Raw genomic sequence first — 19,482 nt, 5'->3', positions numbered from 1 at the left:
CTAGCCTACGATATCGGCCATGCCCCTATGCTGCCACTTCGCCGCCGCCAGCACCTTGCGCAATCTCTCGCTGGCTGGCAGATCCAGCAGCGCCTGCTGACTGGGATGCACTCCGGCCCGCGTTTCGAACGATTTGCCTGCAAGCAGCTCTGCCGGCGACAGTTCGTTGAGTTCGTCTGCGCTGCTGACCCAGAAAGCATGAATGTCACTGCCGGGCTGGCCGGCGAGAATGGCGAGCACGGGCGCGATCAGTTCCGGCACGGGCTGGACAAATTGCCACGCCGGAAACTCCTTGCCGATACTGCGTCCCTTGGGCGTCACGCAATAAAACCGCTGGTTTTCCACCGCGCGATACAGCGACGCTTGCGACAGTTCCACCCATCCTTGCCCAATGACATCGGATACCTTGAGTTTTGACACGGGAAGCTGGAGCGGTATGCCCGGCGGCGCTGCGCGCAGCGATGCGCGCGCAGCATCGAGCGCGCGCGTGGCCAGGTCGATCAGGCGCTCGCGCCCGGGACCTTGCGCCAACAGGTCGAGCTGTGCGTTCACCAATTGCGAGAATTGCTCCACTACCCGCAGGTCGTTGTCGGTCCATTCCCGGCGCTCGGGCGCCAGAGTGTCGTGATGCAGATGCGCTGTCATGTTCGCTCCTCAGGTATATGCGCCAGGCGTCTTACACACAAGATTATCATGTTTCGCAACTTTATCAAGCGAAAAGCGCATTTTTCCGGCATCGGACAGCGAGATATATGCGGCCGATCAGGGCAAGTTGTCCGGCAGCCGCAAGATCCGCCGTATCTCCAGGATCGCCTGCGGGCTTTCCTGCACGCTGTGCCACGAGGGGATGACTTTTTCCGACAGGGCGCCGTCGAGGTGGGCGCTGGCATACGGCACCACGCCATCGCTCGATTCCGCCAGGGGCAGGTCCGGCGTGTCGTTGCCCATGATGGAGTAGTAGCGCACGTTCGGGCTGATGGGCAGGTCGGCCACCAGGCGCACGAACGGGTCCTTGTCGCTGAGGTTATCGATGCTGTTGGGGATGCGCAGCGGTTCGCTGCTGCCCGTGTCGAGCTGCGCCAGGCTGCCGGCCGCGTCGGACAGCTGGTCGAGCATGGTGATGGGCAAGGTGACGAGGTTGGCGATCCAGCGCGCCACCTTGTGGTTGGCGAACGAGGTGCCGCGGTGCGGCGCGGCGATGAAGATGGCGCGGTTCACCTGCGGCATGGCCGTGAAATTGAGGTAGGGCGCCAGCCCGGCGCGCACTTTTTCCGCCTTCTTGCCCTTCAAATTGTATTCTTCCGTGATGGCGTCGAGCAGGGTGTTGCTGGCGTCGGACACCATCAGGCGCGCCAGCACGCCGCCCATGCTGTGGCCGATCAAGACCATGTCGTTTGCCGCGTCGGCCTTGCCCGCCGGGTCGAACTGCGCCAGGGTGGCGGCCAGCGCCTTGCGGATGGCGGCGTTGTTGGCGGCCAGCGGCGCGTTGCTCGGGTAGTACACCTGCCAGATCTGGTAGCGGCGGCGCAGCTGTTCGTCGCCCATCAGTTCATTCGCCACGTTGATCCACGCTTCCGGGCTGCTGGCCAGGCCGTGCAGCATGACGATGGTGCGCTTGTTCGGGTCGTAGGGCTGCATCAGGTGCACCTGCGGGCGCGAAATGCCGTCGGCGCGGCCGAACAGGGTGCGCAGCGCCTGCACGCCGAAGCCGGAGCGGGCCAGCCACAGGCCGTAGCCGGCCGTGAAATTGGCCGCCACGGGCAATTCCTGGCCCGCCAGCCGCGTCGATTCGCTGCGCGTCGGATCGACCAGCATCACCAGCAGCTGCTGCGTTGCCAGGACTTCCTGCAGGCTGTTGCCGTCGAAGCGGATCAGCGCCGTGACGACGGGGAAGCGGGTTTCCTGATAGGGCACATAGTCGCCTTTCGACGCCGGGGGCTTGGGCATGACGGCGACCAGGTCGGCGCCGAAGCCGTCGCGCCGGTACACATTGCGCAGGCCGGAAAACGACAGCGAGGTGGCCGGCAGCAGTTCTTCGGGCAGGGTGCCGTCGTCGGGCAGGCGCAGGGCCGACAATTCGCTGTCGATGTGCCAGCCGGCGACGCGGATCACATGGCCGTCCGGGCGGTATTCGCCGCGGTGGCGGAACAGGTTGCCGACGGCTTTTTGCACGGCGTAGTTATAGTAGTCGCGGATCTGCGTCTGGCGTTCCTCGAAGGCGCGCTGGCCCGGCGTGCGCGTCGTGTAGAACAGGTAAGCGTAGGCGTAGCGGGCCGATTCCAGCCAGGCGGCCAGGCGCTCGGCGCTGGGGTGGCCGCCCTGTTTTTCTTCGGCCAGAGCGCTTTCCAGCCACAATTCGGAGAGCGTCGCCAGGCGCTGCTCGTCGCTGAGCAGCTCGGAGCGGGCCAGGTCGGCGCGGCAGCTGCCCGTATTGGCTTCGCAGGCGGCGATGTCGCTGCCGATGATGCGCAGCACCTCGCTGGCCGAGGCGCTGAGTTTGCCCGTGGTGAGGATGTCGCCGCGCCGCTGCTGCAGGTAGTCGGCCGGAGAAATGGCGCTGACGGTGACGGCGGCGCAGCCGCTCAGCAGCGCCGCGGCACAGAGCAGGGCGCCCAGGCGCAAGCGCCGCATCAGCGTGGCCGGCATCTCAGAACGAGTAGACCAGGGTCAGCGAGGTCTGCGTATCCGTGTTCTTCTTGTCATCGGGCACGCGCGTATCGTTGCGGGCGCTGAAGGCGGCCTTCATCTGCATGGTGCCGTTGATTTTCGTGCTGAGGGCCGTTTCGGCGATCGAGTGGGTGTTCGAGGTGCCCCGTTCCACGCTGACCGTCTGGGTGAACATGGCCGACTGGCTGATCTTCCACTTCATGGCGGCCGCGCCGCGCACCGTCAGGCCGTGTTCCGATTCTCCCGCATCGTTGGTGCCGCTGAAGTAGCCTGGACCGACTTCCACGTCGACGCTCTTGTCGCTCGACTGGTACCAGCGCGAGCCATGACCGACGGCCAGGGTCGAGTACTTGGTGTAGGCACCGAACTTGTCGTTCACATGCGAGGCCAGCACGAACAGTTTTTCATGGTCGGCCATCAGCTTGTAGGCGGCCTTGGCGGAGGCGGAAAAGCGCTCGGCGGAACGCTCGCGCACCTTCTTGCCGTCGTCGTCGGTGGTTTCGTCTTCCTTGAAGTAGCCGCTGAAGATGTACTGGTTGCTCCAGTCATCGAGTTCCTGGCGCGCGTCGATCTTGCCCGTGACGGAGGTGCCGACCGTATTGCCCGAAGTGGTGATGGCGCCCAGTTCGGCGGACGTGCTCCAGCTGCCGATGGGGATTTCATCGAACAACATGCTTTGTTTGGTGTCTGCGGCGGCGGCGCTGCCGCAGCTGATGGCCATGGCCAGCGCCAGTGCGAGAGAGTGGGTCGATTTCATGGCTGTAGTGGTCTGTGGCGCGCGCCGGGCGCGCCTGCTGTTCGTTAGTGGCAGTGGTGGCGATGCTGGCCGCGGCAAGCCGGACGGCGCCTGAAACAGGGGCGCGCGGGCGCGGCCAAACATTGTCGAGGCTGTATTGTACCCGACCCTGTCATCGTTCGCCGCACGCCGCGGCACGCGCGAATGCGGCTATATGGATGGCCCGCGCCTGCGCGGCGGGGCTGGCAAGTGGCGCGCGCCTGGCGTATGCTGCGCGTATTTGCTGCCTGATCTTTACAAGGAATTCCCCGTGCGCTGCCTGGTCATCGAAGACGAAGCCGAAACTTCCCGTTATATCTGTGCCGGCCTGCGCGAAGCGGGCCACGACGTCACCGCCTGCGACAATGGCATCGATGGCATGCGCCTGGCCTGCGGCGAAGACTGGGATGCGCTGGTGCTCGACCGCCTGCTGCCCGGCGAAATCGACGGCCTGGCCATCGTCGCGCGCCTGCGCGGCATGGGCCGCAACACGCCCGTGCTGGTGCTGTCTGCCCTGTCGAGCGTCGACGAACGCGTGCGCGGCCTGCGCAGCGGCGGCGACGATTACCTGTCGAAACCGTTCGCCATCGCCGAACTGCTGGCGCGCATCGAGGCGCTGCTGCGGCGCGCCGCGCCCGTGCCCGAATCGACGCAGCTGCAGGTGGCCGACCTGGTGCTCGACATGCGCACCATGCGCGTGACGCGCGCCAACCGGCAAATCGCCCTGCAGCCGCGCGAATTTCGCCTGCTCGAATACCTGATGCGCCACCAGGGCCAGTCCGTCACGCGCGCCATGCTGCTCGAAGCCGTGTGGGACTACCATTTCGATCCGCAGACCAACGTCATCGACGTGCAGGTGAGCCGCTTGCGCACCAAGGTGGACAAGGAATTTTCGCCGCCGCTGATCCACACGGTGCGCGGCGTCGGCTACACCCTGGGCGTGCTCGACAGTGCGTAAGCTGCACCGTTCGATCGCGGCCCGGCTGGCGCTCGGCTATGGCGTGCTGGTGGTCGCGTCGATCAGCATCGTCTGCGCCGTGTTCTATTTCGGCACCATCGGCGTGCTCGATCGCAGCGTGGACCGCAAGCTGGCCCTGCTCTCGGAGCGCCTCGCCGCGCTGTACGAGCAGGGCGGCAGCAGCCGCACGACGGCGGAAATCGCCCATCTGCTGACCGACCGCACCGACAGCGACACGGAGATCTTCTTGCTGGTGGACGCCGATGGCCGCCGCGTGGCGGGCAACCTGTCGTCCTGGCCCGACCTGGGCAGCCCCGTGGGCCGCCTGCTGCACCGCGACGTCACGCGCGAAGGCCGCCGGGTGCCCGCGCGCATGCTGATCCGCGACCTGGCGGACGGCGCGCGCCTGTTCGTCGGGCGCGACATGGAGGAGGGCAAGTCGATCCGCACCCTGGTGCTGCGCTCGCTGGCCTATGGCGGCGGGGTGGCCATCCTGCTGGTGGCGGCGGGCGCCTGGCTGTTCCGCCGCCAGCTCGAGGCGCGCATCGGGCAGATCCGCCGCACGGCGGGCGAGATCGAGGCTGGCGACCTGAGCCGGCGCATTCCCGTCTCCAGCGAGGATGAATTCGGCTTGCTGAGCCGCGACATCAACCGCATGCTCGACCGCATCGAACACCTGATGGAGGGCGTGCGCCACGTGTCGAACGCCATCGCGCATGACTTGCGCACACCCTTGGGGCGCATCCGCAACAAGCTCGATGGCGCCTTGCGCCAGCAGCAAAGCGTGGCCGGCTACGAAACTGCGGCGCAGGCGGCCATCGACGACATCGACGACCTGACGCGCGTGTTCGACAAGCTGCTGCAGATCGCGGCGGCCGAATCGGGCATGCGTCCCGAGAATTTCGATGACATCGACCTGCATCAGATCGGCGCCGACATCGTGGAAATGTATGAAGCGACGGCCGACGAGCAGGGCGTGCTGCTGGTGCAGATGTATGGCGAGGGCGTGCCGGCGCGGGGCGACCGCAACCTGCTGGGCAGCGCCCTGGCCAGCCTGGTCGACAACGCCATCAAATATGCGGGGCAGGGCGCCACGGTGGAAGTGTCGGCCGGCAGCGATGCGCAGGGCAGCTGGCTGGCCGTGCGCGACAACGGCCCCGGCGTGCCAACGGAAGAACTGCCGAAGCTGACGCAGCGCTTCTACCGGCTCGACAAGAGCCGCCATTTGCCCGGCAATGGCCTGGGTCTGTCCATCGTGGCGGCCATCGCCGCCCTGCATGGGGGCAGCCTGGAGATCGAGGACGCGGCGCCGGGTTTGCGCCTGCGTTTGCGCCTGCTGCGCTAGCACGGCCAGACGGCACATTACCAACTTGTAACCCCCTTCGTTTTCACCTCCCCCTATCATCCGCTCTACCCGGATCAGACGGCTGCCAGCGCGCAGCCGCCCGTTGCGGGCTGCCTGCGGCCGTCGCCGCGTCCCGTTGATCCAGACCCGTCGTAGAGCCGTTCGCATGCATACTTTTACCGCCACCGGCGACAACGCCGCGCCGCAGCCGCCGGCCCTGCGCCAGCATGGCCACCTGCTCAAGGCCGCGCTGGGCGCCATCGTCTTTCCCCTGCAGCGCGCGCGCTGGCTAGCCTTTGTCGCCGGCACGCCTGGCCTGGCGGCGCTGGCGCACGCCCATCCCAGCCTGCTGTACAAGATTTACCGCCCCTACGCCAGCCGCCGCATCGGCTGCGCGGCAAGGGTGGATCTGCTGCGCGGGCATTACCGCTTCCTGTGGCAGGCGGGCGCGCGGCCGCTGGTGGAGTACGCGGCGCGCCGCGCGCTGGTGCTGGCCGCCATCGAAGGCAAGGATGGCGCCACCTACCGCCTGCAGCTGACGGCCATCCACGACAGCCACCGCGAGGGGGACCTGTGCCTGCGCCTGACGCGCGACGGCGTGTCGCTGTACCTGGCCAGTTTCCTGTTCCGTCCCCAGCCCGGCGGCTGCGCCATCCAGCTGGGCGCCTTGCAGGGCTTGCGCTCGCCCGCCGGCGCGCAGGCGGTGAAGGAAGCGACGCGGGCGCTGCACGGCTGCCGGCCGAAAAACCTGATGGTGGCCGCCTTGCGCGACCTGGGCGACTTTTTCGGCTGCGGCCACCTGGACCTGGTCAGCAACGCCAACCGCATCGCGCTGAACTGGCGCCGGCGCCGCCACATCTCGTGCGATTACGACCTGGCGTGGCGCGAGCTGCATGCGCTGCCTGCCGGCGACGGCAATTACCGCCTGCCATGCGGCCCTTGCCGGATGCCGGATCTGGAACTGGTGCCGTCGAAAAAACGCGCCGATGCGCGCCGCCGCGGCGCCATGCTGGTGCAGCTGGCGGCGGACATGCGCTGGCAAGTGGCTGCCCTGTTGCAGCCGCAATGAAGGCGCAGGCCGGTCTTTTTTGACCTGCGCGGCTTTTTTGCTGGGCGGCCCGGCGCAAGCGGCGCGATCGGCGTATACTTATCGGCGTTGTTAACCTGAAGCCAGTCACCCCATGCCAGCACAATTCCCCACTTCGCGCATGCGCCGCCTGCGCGCGACCCCGCAACTGCGCGAGCTGTTCCGCGAAACCGAGATCAATCCGCAGGACCTGGTCCTGCCGATCTTCGTCGACGAAGGCAGCAGCGATTTCATCGACATCAAGTCCATGCCCGGCGTGCGCCGCATTCCGGAAGCGAAGCTGGCGCAGGAAATCGAGCGCTACGCGCGCGCCGGCCTGCGCTCCGTCATGACCTTCGGCATTTCGCACCACAAGGACAGCCACGGCACGGACACCCTGAACCCGGACGGCCTGGTGGCGCGCATGTCGCGCATCATCAAGGACGCCGTGCCGGAAATGGTGGTCATGTCCGACACCTGCTTCTGCGAATACACGGACCACGGCCATTGCGGCATCCTGCATGGCGACACGGTCGACAATGACAGCACGGTGCTGAACCTGGGCAAGCAGGCCGTCATCGCGGCCCAGGCGGGCGCCGACATCATCGCCCCTTCGGCCGCCATGGATGGCCAGGTGGCGGCGATCCGCAGCGCGCTTGACGCGGCCGGCTTCCACGACACGCCCGTGATGGCGTATTCGACCAAGTTCGCCTCGGGCCTGTACGGCCCGTTCCGCGACGCGGCCGGCAGCACCCTGAAGGGCGACCGCAAGACCTACCAGATGGACCCGATGAACCGCCGTGAAGCGGTGCGCGAGTCCTTGATCGACGAAGCCGAAGGCGCCGATGCGCTGATGGTCAAGCCGGCCGGTGCCTACCTGGACATCATCCGCGACCTGCGCGAAGCGACGCGTTTGCCGATCGGCGCCTACCAGGTCAGCGGCGAATACGCGATGATCAAGTTCGCCGCCCAGGCGGGCGCCATCGACGAGCGCCGCGTGGTGCAGGAAACCCTGGGCGCCATCAAGCGCGCGGGTGCGGACATGATCTTTACCTACTTCGCGATGGATGTGCTGAATAATCCGTATTGAGCATTCCCGGCGTTTTTCTCACCCCGAAAGCAAATTCCGGGGTCAGACCCGGCGGGTCTGACCCCAGCATTTACGCTGCAGGGGTTCTCTCTGCATTCCCCACGCCCATGCCTCTGAAAATCTCCCGCATTCTGCACGCCGGCTATGTCTTCGAATGCGAAGGCACGGCCATCGCCTTCGACCCCATCGTCGAAAACCCGTTCAGCCGCAACTGCCACGCGTTTCCGTCCGTGCGCTTCGACCTCGACGCCGTGCGCCGGCTGCGCTGGAATGCCGTCTTCATTTCGCACTTCCACGACGACCACTGCTCGCTCGACAGCCTCGACGTGCTCGACCGCGCCACGCCCATCTATCTGTACTGCGTCTTCGACGAACTGTTCGCGATGCTGCGCGCGCTCGGCTTTACGCAGGTGCAGCGCCTGCACGTGGACGTGCCTGTGCGCGTGGGCGCCATCGAGGTGATCCCGCGCCGGGCGCTCGATGACGATGTTGATTCGCTGTTCCAGGTGCGTGCGGCGGGGCTGAACGTCTTGAACGTCGTCGACTCGTGGATCGGCCCCGAGACGCTGGCGCAGCTGGCCGCGTTCGCGCCCTGGGACATGGTCTTGTGGCCGTTCCAGACCATGCGCGAGATCGCCGTCATCGCGCCGTCGCTGGCAACGCGCGGCCCGGTCGAGCTTCCCGACGACTGGGTACCCCAGCTGCGCGCGCTGGCGCCCCGTTACCTCGTGCCCAGTTCCTGCCAGTTCGTGCAGGAAGACTGGTCCTGGTACAACCACGCGATGTTCCCGATCACTTACCGCCGCTTTGCCGATGAAATCGGCGCCGCGTTGCCCGAGGCGCACATCTTCCGCCTCGACCCATCGACGTCCGTGCTGCTCGACGCGCACGGCATGACGCCGGCCGCGCCGCTGCCTTGGGTCATTCCCGTGGGCCCGCAGGACGTGGATTTCGACTATCGCCCCGACGCGCCGTCGCCCGCCACGGCCGACATCGCCCGCCGTTTCGCGCCCTTGAGTGCCCATGATGCGGCGCTGGTGCTCGATTTTTGCCGGAACGGTTTGCTTGAACGCTACCGCGACATGGAACTACCCGAGGACAGCTACTTCCAGCAACCGCGCCTGTGGCGCTTGGCCCTGTACGGCCACGACGGCGCGGCCACGGTCCTGCATTACCGCACGCACGGCGACCTGATCGACCTGGTGCCGGAGACGAACGAAGCGCCCGGCTGGACCACGGAGCTGCCCTTGGTGAAATGCCATGCGGCGCTGGTGCTGGGTGAATCGCTGACGTCGATGTACATGCGCATCAACGATGGCCCGTTCGATGCCGGGGCGCGGGCCGCACTGGCCGAAGCGGACATCGTCGACGATCCCCTGATCCGCTGCCTGTTCAACGACGCCATCGGCGCCTACCAGGCGGCGCAGCTCAAACGCCTGCTGGCCCGCTGAAGAAAGTCGCGCGACAGAGTAAGATAGCTGCTTCTGACGAGAACGGGAAAGACACCATGGCACAAGACAACGAAACCGCGATCCTGGCCGGCGGCTGCTTCTGGGGCGTGCAAGACCTGCTGCGCCGCTATCCGGGCGTGATCGCCACGCGCGTGGGCTACAGCGGCGGCGACGTGGCCAACGCCACCTACCGCAACCACGGCACGCATGCGGAAGCGATTGAGATCATCTTCGACCCGAAGACCATCAGCTACCGCAAGATCCTGGAATTCTTCTTCCAGATCCACGACCCCAGCACGGAAAACCGCCAGGGCAACGACCGCGGCACCAGCTACCGCTCGGCCATCTTCTACACCAGCGAAGAACAGCGGCTGGTGGCCGAGGACACCATCCGCGACGTCGACGCGTCCGGCCTGTGGCCCGGCAAGGTGGTGACGGAAGTGGCACCGGCCGGCCCGTTCTGGGAAGCGGAACCGGAGCACCAGGATTATCTGCAGCGCTTGCCGCACGGCTACACCTGCCACTACATCCGGCCGGACTGGGTCTTGCCGCAGCGCGCGCAGTAGAGGGCACGGGCATGCGTTACTGGCGCGTCGAGCGGCGGCAGGCGGAAGGGCAGCTGGACTTCGGGCGTACCCTGGAGCTGATGGCGGCCATCGGCCATGCCGACGTGAACGCCGTCGCCGGGGCCATCCTGAAGACGGTCAGCACGGTCGCGCCCATTGCCCAGTGCACGATCTTTGCCTATGAATTCGGCAACCGGCCCCGCACGGTGGCCGTGGCCGACCGGCGCGGCGGGCGTTTCCTGCAAGATATTGCTGACAGTTATGCGCGCCACTATTACGCGCTCGACGGCAACCAGCGCGTGATCGCACCCGCGCCCGGGCGGAAAATCGATCCCGCCATCGTGCTGCACCAGCAAGCCAGCGACGAGATCGACCATCCCGGCTACCGCGCCACCTGCTATCAAAAACCGAATGTATCGGACCGGCTGTCGCTGCTGGTGCAGCCGGCCGGCGACATCTGGCTGTCCGTCAATTTCTACCGCGACAGCAGCCAGGGCCAGTTCCAGCCTGGCGAAATCGCCGCCATCGAAACCCTGTCTCCGCTGTTCGCTCATGCGGCCAAGCACCACTACAGCTTGAACGGCCAGCCCGCGCAAGGCGTCGCGCCCATGATGCTGGCCAGGCTGCGCCAGCATTGTCCCGCCCTGAGCAAGCGCGAACTGGACGTGCTGCGCTGCGTGCTCGAAGGCTTCACGGCCGTGGAAATCGCCGAGATCATGGGCGTGCAACCGTCCAGCGTGACGACTTACCAGAAACGCGCCTATAAACGCCTGGGCATTTCCAGCCAGCGCCAGTTGTTTGCCCTGTGCATGGCGCCAGCGCCTGTCTAGTCCCTTGGACGTAGGGATGGCTCCGCCTTTTTGACTGTGTTCGCCGCGAAATGTCCCCAAAATGGGGACAGGGTTCGCGGCGCGCGTCTGCATACTGTGTTTCAAGCCGGGATCACCCGGCCGCTCTCACCCCATAAAACCAACAAGGGGAGGGCGACACCTTATGGAGACAAGCATGGCCCCCGCCACACAAGCCACCACTGCGCCCGTCCTCGACGCGGCCACCGACCAAATGGAACAGCAGGTGATGCGCAAGGTATCGCGCCATCTGCTGGGCTTTCTGTTCCTGCTGTTCGTGTTTTCCTTTCTTGACCGCATCAACATCGGCTTTGCCGGCCTGACCATGATGCAGGACCTGGGCTTGTCCGGCACCCAGTTCGGCTTTGCCACCACCCTGTTCTACATCGCCTACATCGCCTGCAGTATCCCCAGCAACATCGTGCTGGCCCGCATCGGCGCCCGTAAATGGATCGGCAGCATGATGATCGCCTGGGGCCTGGCCTCGACGGCGACCCTGTTCGCCAGCGGCCCGGCCAGCTTGTATGCGCTGCGCTTTTTGGTGGGTGTGACGGAGGCGGGCTTTCTGCCCGGCATGCTGCTGTACCTTACGTACTGGTTTCCCAGCGCCTACCGGGCGCGTGCCAATGCCCTGTTCATGATCGCCATGCCCGTCACGGCCGCCATCGGTTCAGCCCTGTCGGGCCTGATCCTGGGGCTGGACGGCCACTGGGGCTTGAAGGGATGGCAATGGCTGTTCTTGCTCGAAGGCATGCCTTCCGTGCTGCTGGGCCTGGCCGTCTACGGCTACCTCGACGACGCGCCCAACAAGGCGAACTGGCTGACCAGGCTGGAACAGCAGGTGCTGGCCCGCATGCTGGCGGCCGAGCACAAGCCTGATGCGCCCCGGCAAAAAGTCTCCGTGCTGGCGGAAATGCTGTCGCCCACCGTGCTGAAATTCGGCGTCGCCTACTTTTGCCTGGTGAATACCCTGGCCATGGTGGCTGTGTGGACGCCGCTGATCGTGAAAAGTTTTAATAGCAACGCCAGCAACACGCAGATCGGTTTATTGGCCGCCATCCCGCAAGTGTGCACCGTCATCGGCATGATCGCCTGGGGCCGCCGCTCGGACCGCCTGCAGGAGCGCCGCTGGCATATCGTCTGGCCCATGCTGCTGTCGGCCGCCGGCTGGCTGTTCACCGCGTATGCGGCCAATCCCGTGGTGCAGCTGCTGGGCGTATGCATGGCTTCGACGGGCGCGTATACGGCCATGTCCGTCTTCTGGACCACGCCGGACCGGGCCCTGAGCCTGGGCGCGCGCGCCATCGGCATTGCCGTCATCAATGCCACGGGCAATATCGGCTCGGCCCTCAATCCCGTCGTCGTGGGCTGGCTGAAGGATTTCACGCACAGCTTTGCCACGGGCTTGCTGTATGCCAGCGTGCTGCTGGTGGCGGGCGCGGCCATCGTGCTGACCCTGCCCATCGCGCGCGGCGGCAAAACACATTCTTGAGAGGACATCATCATGCGCGACACGTTTCACCCTTATCCCCATGTGCCGAAAGTGTATCCGCCCGGCAAGGCTGTCGGCACCGACACGCAGCACGTCCCGGTGCTGATCGTCGGCGGCGGGCCCGTAGGCCTGGCCACGGCCCTGGGCCTGGCGCGCCACGGCGTGCGCTCGGTGCTGATCGAGGCGGACGACGGCGTCTGCACGGGCAGCCGCGCCATCTGCATCTCGCGGCGCAGCCTGGAAATCATCGAACGCCTGGGCGCGCTCGACGGTTTTATCAGCAAAGGCTTGCCGTGGGCGGGCGGACACAGCTTTTATCGCGACGAGGAAGTGCTGCACTTTACGATGCCGCAAGACGCGAACCAGAAACTGCCGCCGATGGTCAACCTGGCGCAATACCATATCGAGCAATTCCTGCTCGACGCGGCCGAACGCGTACCCGAGCTGATCGATATCCGCTGGCAGACGCGCGTCACCGGCGTGCAGCAGCGCGCCGATGGCGCCACCGTCACGCTGGCCACGCCCGATGAAACCTACACCATCGACACGGACTGGCTGGTGGCGGCCGATGGCGGGCGCAGCACGGTACGCGAGGCACTGGGCCTCAAATTGCAGGGCACCAGCTACGAAGGGCGCTATGTCATCGTCGATATCCACCTGAAGAGCAACCGTCCGACGGAGCGTCTCGCGTATTTCGACCCGCCGTCGAACCCCGGTTCGACCGTGCTGGTGCATAAGCAGCCCGACGACATCTGGCGCATCGACTACCAGTTGCGCGACGACGAGGATGCGCAGGCGGCCGTGCTGCTGGAAAACGTGGCGCCCCGCGTCGACAGCCTGCTGGCCATGATGGGAGAGACGGCACCGTGGCATCCCGTATGGATCACCATCTATAAAGCCAACGCCTTGACGCTGGATAAATACCGGCACGGTCCCGTGCTGTTCGCGGGCGATGCGGCCCACCTGGTGCCCATCTTCGGCGTGCGCGGAGCCAATTCCGGCATCGACGACGCGGACAACCTGGCCTGGAAGCTGGCGTACGTCGTCAAGGGCCAGGCGCCGCATGCCTTGCTCGACAGCTATTCGGACGAACGCGTATATGCGGCCCATGAAAACCTGCGTCATGGTACGAAAAGCACGGAATTCATGGCGCCGCCCACGTTTGCCTTCGAACTGATGCGCACGGCCGTGCTGGGCCTGGCAGGCAAGCATGCGCACGTGCGCTCGCTGATCAACCCGCGCCAGACCAGCGCCATCGCGTATGCGCAGTCGGCCTTGAATACGCCGGATTGCGACACGTTCGCTGCCGGTCCCGCGCCCGGCACGGTCCTGCCCGAGTGTCCGCTGGCGCTGCCGCACAACGGCGGCCAAAAAGCGGGGTATATTACCGATCTGGTGCAGCGCGCCGATGGCCATTTCACGGGCCTGTATTTCAGCGAGGATGGCACGGTGCCCGCGGAACTGCTGGCGCTGGGCGATAGCTTGCCGTTAGCGACGGTGGCGATTGCCCGCAGCGGGGCGCAAGGGGGCGCCTGGGACCACACGGCACAGGTATTCCTGCTGTTCGACGCGCAGCCAGGCACGTTTTACCTGGTGCGCCCGGACGGCCACGTGCTGGGGCGCTGGCGGCAAGTGCAGGCGGGGCAGGTGGCGGCAGCGCTGGCGGCGGCCGGCATCGGCCAATCAAAGTAACAAGGAGACAACATGACCGACATCGAACTCGACAATCTTTACACCGAGCTGTGCCACACCATGGGCGGCCTGGGCGAACAGCGCTCGCCGCTGTTCCTGGCCCGCTTCGCCTTGCTGGCCATGGGCGCCATCGGCCAGGCCGACGTGGTGCAGGGCTTGCTGCGCGACGCGGCCGACGGCTTGGCGGTGCGCGCATGATAGGCGCCGGCTACCAAAGCGGCTTCGGCAACGAATTTGCCACGGAAGCCATCGCCGGCGCCTTGCCGCAGGGGCAGAATTCGCCGCAGCGGGCGCCCCTGGGCCTGTATGCGGAACAATTGTCTGGCACGGCCTTCACGGCGCCGCGCGCGCAGAACCGGCGCTCGTGGCTGTACCGCATCCGTCCCGCCAGCCAGCATCCGCCATTTACCCTGCTGGCGAACACGCGCATCGTCAGCGATTTTCACGCCATGCCGCCCACGCCTCCGAACCAGCTGCGCTGGGACCCCTTGCCGCTGCCCGACGGCGCCACGCCGGTGGACTTCATCGACGGCTGGCAAACGATGGCGGGAAACGGCAGCGCCGAAGCGATGAGCGGCTGCGCCATCCACGTGTATGCGGCCAACCGCTCCATGCAGCGCTTCTTTTACTCGGCCGACGGCGAATTGCTGGTCGTGCCGCAGGAAGGGCGGCTGGCGATCGCCACGGAACTGGGCTTGATCGAGCTGGAACCGCAGGAAATCGCCGTCATTCCTCGCGGCGTGCGCTTTCGCGTGACCCTGCCGGATGGCCAGGCGCGCGGCTATGTGTGCGAAAACTTCGGCACGGCTTTCCGTTTGCCTGACATGGGACCCATCGGCTCGAACGGTCTGGCCAACAGCCGCGATTTCCTCACGCCGCACGCGGCTTACGAGGATATCGAGGGCGATTGCGAACTGCTGGCCAAGTTCGGCGGCCATCTGTGGCGCACGACCCTCGACCATTCACCGCTGGACGTGGTGGCCTGGCACGGCAATTACGCGCCGTACAAATACGATTTGCGCCGCTTTAATGTCATCGGCTCGATCAGCTACGACCATCCGGACCCGTCGATCTTCCTCGTGCTGCAGGCACCGAGCGAAAATCCGCTGTTCGGCGCCATCGACTTCGCCATCTTCCCGCCCCGCTGGCTGGCCGCCGAGCACACGTTCCGCCCGCCCTGGTTCCACCGCAACGTGGCCAGCGAATTCATGGGACTGATCCACGGCGTGTACGACGCCAAGGCGGCCGGCTTCGTGCCGGGCGGCGCCAGCCTGCACAACTGCATGTCCGGCCACGGCCCCGATGCGCAGACGTTCGAGAAGGCCTCGCACGGCGACACGTCCGCGCCCGCGAAAGTGGCCGACACCATGGCTTTCATGTTCGAGACGCGCACCATCCTCAAGCCCACGCCGTTCGCGCTGGATGGTGGCCTGCTGCAAAACGACTATTTCGCATGCTGGCAAGGCTTGCGCAAGCATTTTGATCCCGATCAAGCCTAGTCTAGCCTTGGTCAGGCGGCCCGCGCCCGCCCCAGCGTATGCGGGTTGGCGGGCCGCGCCAGTCCCAGGTGGCCGCGCAGGGTGCTGGCCGCATACTCGGTGCGGAACAGGCCACGCCGCTGCAGTTCCGGCACCACCAGGCGCGTAAAGTCCTCGAAGCCTTGCGGCAGCAGGGGCGGCACGACGTTGAAGCCGTCCGCGCCCCGTTCCACGAACCACTGCTCCATCACGTCGGCCACCGTCTTGACGGAGCCGATCGCTTGCAGGTGGCCGCGCGCCACGCGAAAGCGCAGCACCAGCTGGCGCAAGGTCAGGTGCTCGCGGCGGGCCAGCTCCAGCTGCTGTTGAAAACGCCCCTTGCCATTGTCGCCCGCCTCGTAGGGCAGGTCGGGCAGGGGGCCGTCGAGCGGATAGCCGGACAAGTCGAAGCCGCCAAATTCCAGGTTGCTGAAGTCGACCAGGTCCTGCAGCTCGCCGAACTGGTCCTGCGCCTGCTGATCCGACTCCGCCACCACGACGGACAGGCCCGGCGTGACTTTCAATTGATCTTCGGCGCGGCCATATTTCGCCATGCGCCCTTTCACGTCCGTGTAATACGCCTGCGCCACTGGCAGCGAGGTGGCGGAGCAGTACACCATCTCGGCCAGCCGCGCGGCAAATTCGCGGCCCGTCTCGGAATTGCCCGCCTGGACCAGCACGGGGTGGCCCTGCACGGGGCGGGGCAAGTCCAGCAAGCCTTGCGAGGCGAAATACTCGCCCTGGAAATCGAGCGCATGGCCGGCTGCCGGCTGGTAGAACCGGCCGCCGGCGCGGTCTGGCCGGTCGAAGGCGTCGTCGTCCCAGCTGTCCCACAGGGCCTTGGACAGGGCGACGAATTCATCGGCGCGCGCATAGCGCTGCGCGTGGCTGCGCGGCGCATCGATGCCGAAATTGCGCGCCGTATGCTCGGCGAACGAGGAAACGACGTTCCAGCCCGCGCGCCCGCCGCTCAGGTGGTCGAGCGAACTGAATTTGCGCGCCACGTGATACGGGTGCTCGTAATTCGTGTTGACGGTGGCGATCAGGCCGATGTGGCGGGTGACTGCGGCAATGGCCGACAGCAGGGTAAATGGCTCGAACGGCAGGCCGATGGCGGCGCGGCCCGTGTCGGGCATGACGTCGCCCGAGCGGCCGATGAAGTCGGCGATGAAAAAGCTGTCGAACCTGGCCGCCTCGGCCAGCCTGGCGGCGCGCAGCCACCAGGCCAGGTCGGGCCGTCCGCTGGCGCTGGCGGACGGATGGCGCCAGGCGGCCGGATGGTGGCCGTGGCGCTGCAAAAAAACGTTCAGGACGAGCTGGCGTGCTGGCATGGGGGAAGCTCCGTGGTGGGTTGGCAACATGATCTGCGTCAATGCTGATGCAAGCTTCGGGCCAGCATTGGACTGGCGTCCGCATATGCAAAATCCGGATAAGCTAGCGCGGCACCATTCGTTCACGCCTGGAGATGGCGCGCGGTATAGTCGCCCCATGGAACTCTTAGCCCACAATTTCAGCAGTGATTTCGCGCGCAGCGCCCACCTCGCCCGCGGCGCGGGCGCTGACGGCGACAGCGAGGCGCTGGTCGCCTTCCGCGACCCGCAGCAAATGAGCTTGCTGGTGCGCGCCACGGCCTTTGTTTTTGCCGATCCCCGTTCGCGCCAGCTGCACGAGCTGATCGAGCGCATCGCCCCCAGCGAGGCGACGGTGCTGATCACGGGCGAAACGGGGACGGGAAAAGAGCTGATTGCGCGCCACGTGCACGGCTTGAGCGGGCGCGCCGAGCAGACTTTCGTGGCGATCAACTGCGGCGCGTTTTCCGAAACCCTGGTCGAGAGCGAACTGTTTGGCTATGAAAAAGGCGCATTTACGGGCGCGCAGCAGGGCAAGCCTGGCTGGTTCGAGACGGCCAGCGGCGGCACCCTGTTCCTCGACGAGATCGGCGATTTGCCGCTGGCGATGCAGGTCAAGCTGCTGCGCGTGCTGCAGGAGCGCGAAGTGGTGCGCCTGGGCGCGCGGCGCGCCATCCCCATCGACGTGCGCCTGATCGCCGCCACCAACGTGGACCTGGCCGAAGCCGTGCGGGCCGGGCGCTTCCGCGAAGACCTGTATTACCGGCTGCAGGTGATCGGCCTGCCGCTGCGCCCCCTGCGTGAGCGCCCGGGCGACATCATGCCGCTGACGCGCCACTTCATGGCCATCTATGCGCAGCGCCTGCACCTGGGCGAGGTGGAACTGGACCTTGATGCGCAAGAGGCCTTGCTGGCCTATCCATGGCCGGGCAATATCCGCGAACTGGAAAACGTCATCCACCGCGCGCTGCTCGTGTGCCGCAGCGGCGTCGTGCGCGCCGAGGACCTGAGTTTGTCTGGCTGGCACCGCGCTCCGGCGCCCGCGTCCGCCCCTGTGCCCGTGCCGGACGCGTGGGCCGGCGGCGCCGACATCGCCTACGCGGCCCACGGCGCAGCGGGCCAGGACGATTTGCTGGCCGCCGAGCGCTTTGCCCGCGCCTGGCAAGCCTTGCTCGACTCGGGCGAGGCCGTGGAATTCGAAGCGATGCAGCAGGAACTGGTGCGCGCCGCGTGGGAGCGCAATGAACGCAACCAGGTGCGCACGGCGAAACACCTGAACCTGAGCCGCAACATCCTGCGCACCTTTTTGAAAAAGGCGGGCGCCATCGACTAATCGTGCATCTTCAATCCTGAAGCCGGACCCGCAGCAATGCGGCGCCGGCTTTTTTCATGGCTGCTGCGCGCGCAGCACATTGCTGCCGTGGGCGCAGCCGATTGCTGCGCAAGCAGCAGCTTCGGGCGTCGCTGGCTCTCCGGCGCCTGGCATGTTTTCTGCGAGGAGGGAAGGGCAGGCCGCCGCACCAATGTGCGGCGGTGTTTTCTTCGACCCACGACAGGAGTCCATGCATGACCATCGAATTCATCTGGCAATTGCCCACCAGCGGCGACGGCCGTTATGCGGCGCCCGGCATCACGCGCCGGGGCGAACGGGCCGCTGGCGTGCCCAGTCCCCTGCAGGCGGGCGTGAGCGACCCGCGCGGCGCGCGTCCGCCCTTCAATTACTTCGACTACCTGCACCAGATCGCCCGCGCGGCCGACCTTTCCGGCTTTGACGGCATCCAGATACGCCACGATACGCAGGGCGATGAAAGCTGGATCGTCGCCGGCTACCTGGCCCGCAGCACGCGCCACCTGAAGCTGATCGCCGAATTCGACGCGGCCTGGGGTTCGGCCGTGTACGCGGCAAAGAACGCCGTCAGCTTCCAGCGCTTCACGGGCGGGCGCTTCGCCTGGCAGATCGGGCACGGCGGCGATGCGGCCGCGCGCCGGCGCCAGGGCGATGCGGCGCCCGACGCCGATATTCTGCCCCGCATCGATGAATTCATCACGGTGGCGCGCGGCGTGCAAAGTACGTCGCCGTTCAGCTTCAAGGGCAGGTTCTTCGAAGTGCAGGATGGCGGCTTCAAGGGCCCGCTGGCGAACCACCCCGTCAATGGCATCTACCTGACGGGCGACTCGCCCGAGGCGCTGGCCCTGTCGGCGCGCCAGGCCGACGTGCACGTCTTCGATGCGGCGCCCGTGGCGGACTTGCAGCCTTCCATCGGCAGCCTGCAGACGCAGGCGCGCCAGCTGGGCCGTGCCGTGGCGGCGGGTTTGCGCATCGACGTGCTGGCCCGTGAAACGTTCGACGAAGCCTTGCGCGACGCGCGCCGTTACCGCAGCGGCGCCGGGCTGCCTGACGATGCGCCCTTCGATGACCGTGCCGCCGCCTTCTGGCCCGGATTTGCGCAAGCGCAAACGGGCGCCCACGGGGCCCTGGTGGGCAGTTATGCGCAGGTCAGCGCCGCGCTGCAAGCGTACGCGCAGGCGGGCGTGTCGAGCTTCGTGCTGGCGGCCATCCCCCATTTCGAGGAAGCCTACCGCATCGGCGAACACGTATTGCCAGCCTTGCGGGCATCGTTGACGGCATCCGCGCTGCAAGCGGCTTGAATCCACATTATTTGAAG

General features: G+C 66.4%; 17 protein-coding genes. 13 read left to right on the top strand and 4 right to left on the bottom strand.

All coding sequences use genetic code 11. The features are described from left to right. The 3 genes from AC0V2Y_RS20450 to AC0V2Y_RS20440 all read right to left on the bottom strand — a co-directional run bounded on the left by AC0V2Y_RS20450 (position 1) and on the right by AC0V2Y_RS20440 (position 3,424). On the bottom strand, positions 1–645 hold the full coding sequence (locus AC0V2Y_RS20450) for a hypothetical protein (RefSeq protein ID WP_475414970.1): 645 nt from the start codon (positions 643–645) through the stop codon (positions 1–3). A 117-nt stretch (positions 646–762) separates the two neighbouring features. Next, entirely contained in the window at positions 763–2,646 is a 1,884-nt protein-coding gene (locus AC0V2Y_RS20445) for an esterase/lipase family protein (protein ID WP_475414971.1), read from the bottom strand. A gap of 1 nt (position 2,647) precedes the next feature. Further along, entirely contained in the window at positions 2,648–3,424 is a 777-nt protein-coding gene (locus AC0V2Y_RS20440; protein WP_475414972.1) for a DUF481 domain-containing protein, read from the bottom strand. A gap of 289 nt (positions 3,425–3,713) precedes the next feature. Between AC0V2Y_RS20440 and AC0V2Y_RS20435 the strand changes: the two genes are divergently transcribed. The 11 genes from AC0V2Y_RS20435 (at position 3,714) to hmgA (ending at position 15,449) form a co-directional block, all read left to right on the top strand. Beyond that, a complete protein-coding gene (locus AC0V2Y_RS20435; RefSeq protein ID WP_070218452.1) occupies positions 3,714–4,400 on the top strand; it encodes a winged helix-turn-helix domain-containing protein in 687 nt (228 codons plus the stop codon). Continuing rightward, positions 4,393–5,745, top strand: a complete 1,353-nt coding sequence (locus tag AC0V2Y_RS20430; RefSeq protein WP_475414973.1) for a sensor histidine kinase — start codon at positions 4,393–4,395, stop codon at positions 5,743–5,745. The genes AC0V2Y_RS20435 and AC0V2Y_RS20430 overlap by 8 nt, the downstream gene beginning before the upstream one ends. A 166-nt stretch (positions 5,746–5,911) precedes the next feature. Then, the gene (locus AC0V2Y_RS20425; protein ID WP_475414974.1) at positions 5,912–6,814 is read left to right on the top strand and encodes a VirK/YbjX family protein; all 903 of its coding nucleotides are present in this window, start codon (positions 5,912–5,914) and stop codon (positions 6,812–6,814) included. A 112-nt stretch (positions 6,815–6,926) separates the two neighbouring features. Then, positions 6,927–7,901 carry a porphobilinogen synthase gene (gene hemB / locus AC0V2Y_RS20420; RefSeq protein ID WP_475414975.1) on the top strand — a complete coding sequence of 325 codons (975 nt, stop codon included), beginning with the start codon at positions 6,927–6,929 and terminating at the stop codon, positions 7,899–7,901. A 107-nt stretch (positions 7,902–8,008) separates the two neighbouring features. Further along, complete coding sequence (locus tag AC0V2Y_RS20415) at positions 8,009–9,352, top strand: MBL fold metallo-hydrolase (protein ID WP_475414976.1); 1,344 nt, start codon at positions 8,009–8,011, stop codon at positions 9,350–9,352. Positions 9,353–9,408: 56 nt separating this feature from the next. Continuing rightward, entirely contained in the window at positions 9,409–9,918 is a 510-nt protein-coding gene (gene msrA / locus AC0V2Y_RS20410) for a peptide-methionine (S)-S-oxide reductase MsrA (RefSeq protein ID WP_475414977.1), read from the top strand. Positions 9,919–9,929: 11 nt separating this feature from the next. Further along, positions 9,930–10,748 (top strand): helix-turn-helix domain-containing protein, encoded by an 819-nt coding sequence (locus AC0V2Y_RS20405; RefSeq protein ID WP_475414978.1) that lies wholly within the window; start codon positions 9,930–9,932, stop codon positions 10,746–10,748. Positions 10,749–10,923: 175 nt separating this feature from the next. Further along, a complete protein-coding gene (locus AC0V2Y_RS20400) occupies positions 10,924–12,258 on the top strand; it encodes an MFS transporter (protein ID WP_475414979.1) in 1,335 nt (444 codons plus the stop codon). 12 nt (positions 12,259–12,270) lie between these two features. After that, positions 12,271–13,950: an FAD-dependent oxidoreductase gene (locus tag AC0V2Y_RS20395; protein ID WP_475414980.1), complete on the top strand. Its 1,680-nt coding sequence runs from the start codon at positions 12,271–12,273 to the stop codon at positions 13,948–13,950. A 12-nt stretch (positions 13,951–13,962) separates the two neighbouring features. After that, positions 13,963–14,148, top strand: a complete 186-nt coding sequence (locus tag AC0V2Y_RS20390; RefSeq protein WP_230502921.1) for a hypothetical protein — start codon at positions 13,963–13,965, stop codon at positions 14,146–14,148. Beyond that, positions 14,145–15,449: a homogentisate 1,2-dioxygenase gene (gene hmgA / locus AC0V2Y_RS20385; RefSeq protein WP_475414981.1), complete on the top strand. Its 1,305-nt coding sequence runs from the start codon at positions 14,145–14,147 to the stop codon at positions 15,447–15,449. Before AC0V2Y_RS20390 ends, hmgA begins: the two co-directional genes overlap by 4 nt. Positions 15,450–15,460: 11 nt before the next feature. Here hmgA and AC0V2Y_RS20380 read toward each other — a convergent pair whose 3' ends face one another. Then, the gene (locus tag AC0V2Y_RS20380; RefSeq protein ID WP_475414982.1) at positions 15,461–16,798 is read right to left on the bottom strand and encodes an LLM class flavin-dependent oxidoreductase; all 1,338 of its coding nucleotides are present in this window, start codon (positions 16,796–16,798) and stop codon (positions 15,461–15,463) included. 157 nt (positions 16,799–16,955) lie between these two features. Between AC0V2Y_RS20380 and AC0V2Y_RS20375 the strand changes: the two genes are divergently transcribed. Continuing rightward, positions 16,956–18,149 carry a sigma-54 interaction domain-containing protein gene (locus tag AC0V2Y_RS20375; protein WP_475414983.1) on the top strand — a complete coding sequence of 398 codons (1,194 nt, stop codon included), beginning with the start codon at positions 16,956–16,958 and terminating at the stop codon, positions 18,147–18,149. Positions 18,150–18,382: 233 nt separating this feature from the next. Continuing rightward, entirely contained in the window at positions 18,383–19,465 is a 1,083-nt protein-coding gene (locus AC0V2Y_RS20370) for an LLM class flavin-dependent oxidoreductase (protein WP_475414984.1), read from the top strand. Positions 19,466–19,482 lie beyond the last annotated feature (17 nt).

It is taken from the genome of Janthinobacterium sp. BHSEK, from assembly GCF_056174685.1.
This window is presented reverse-complemented; position numbering and strand designations above follow the sequence as displayed.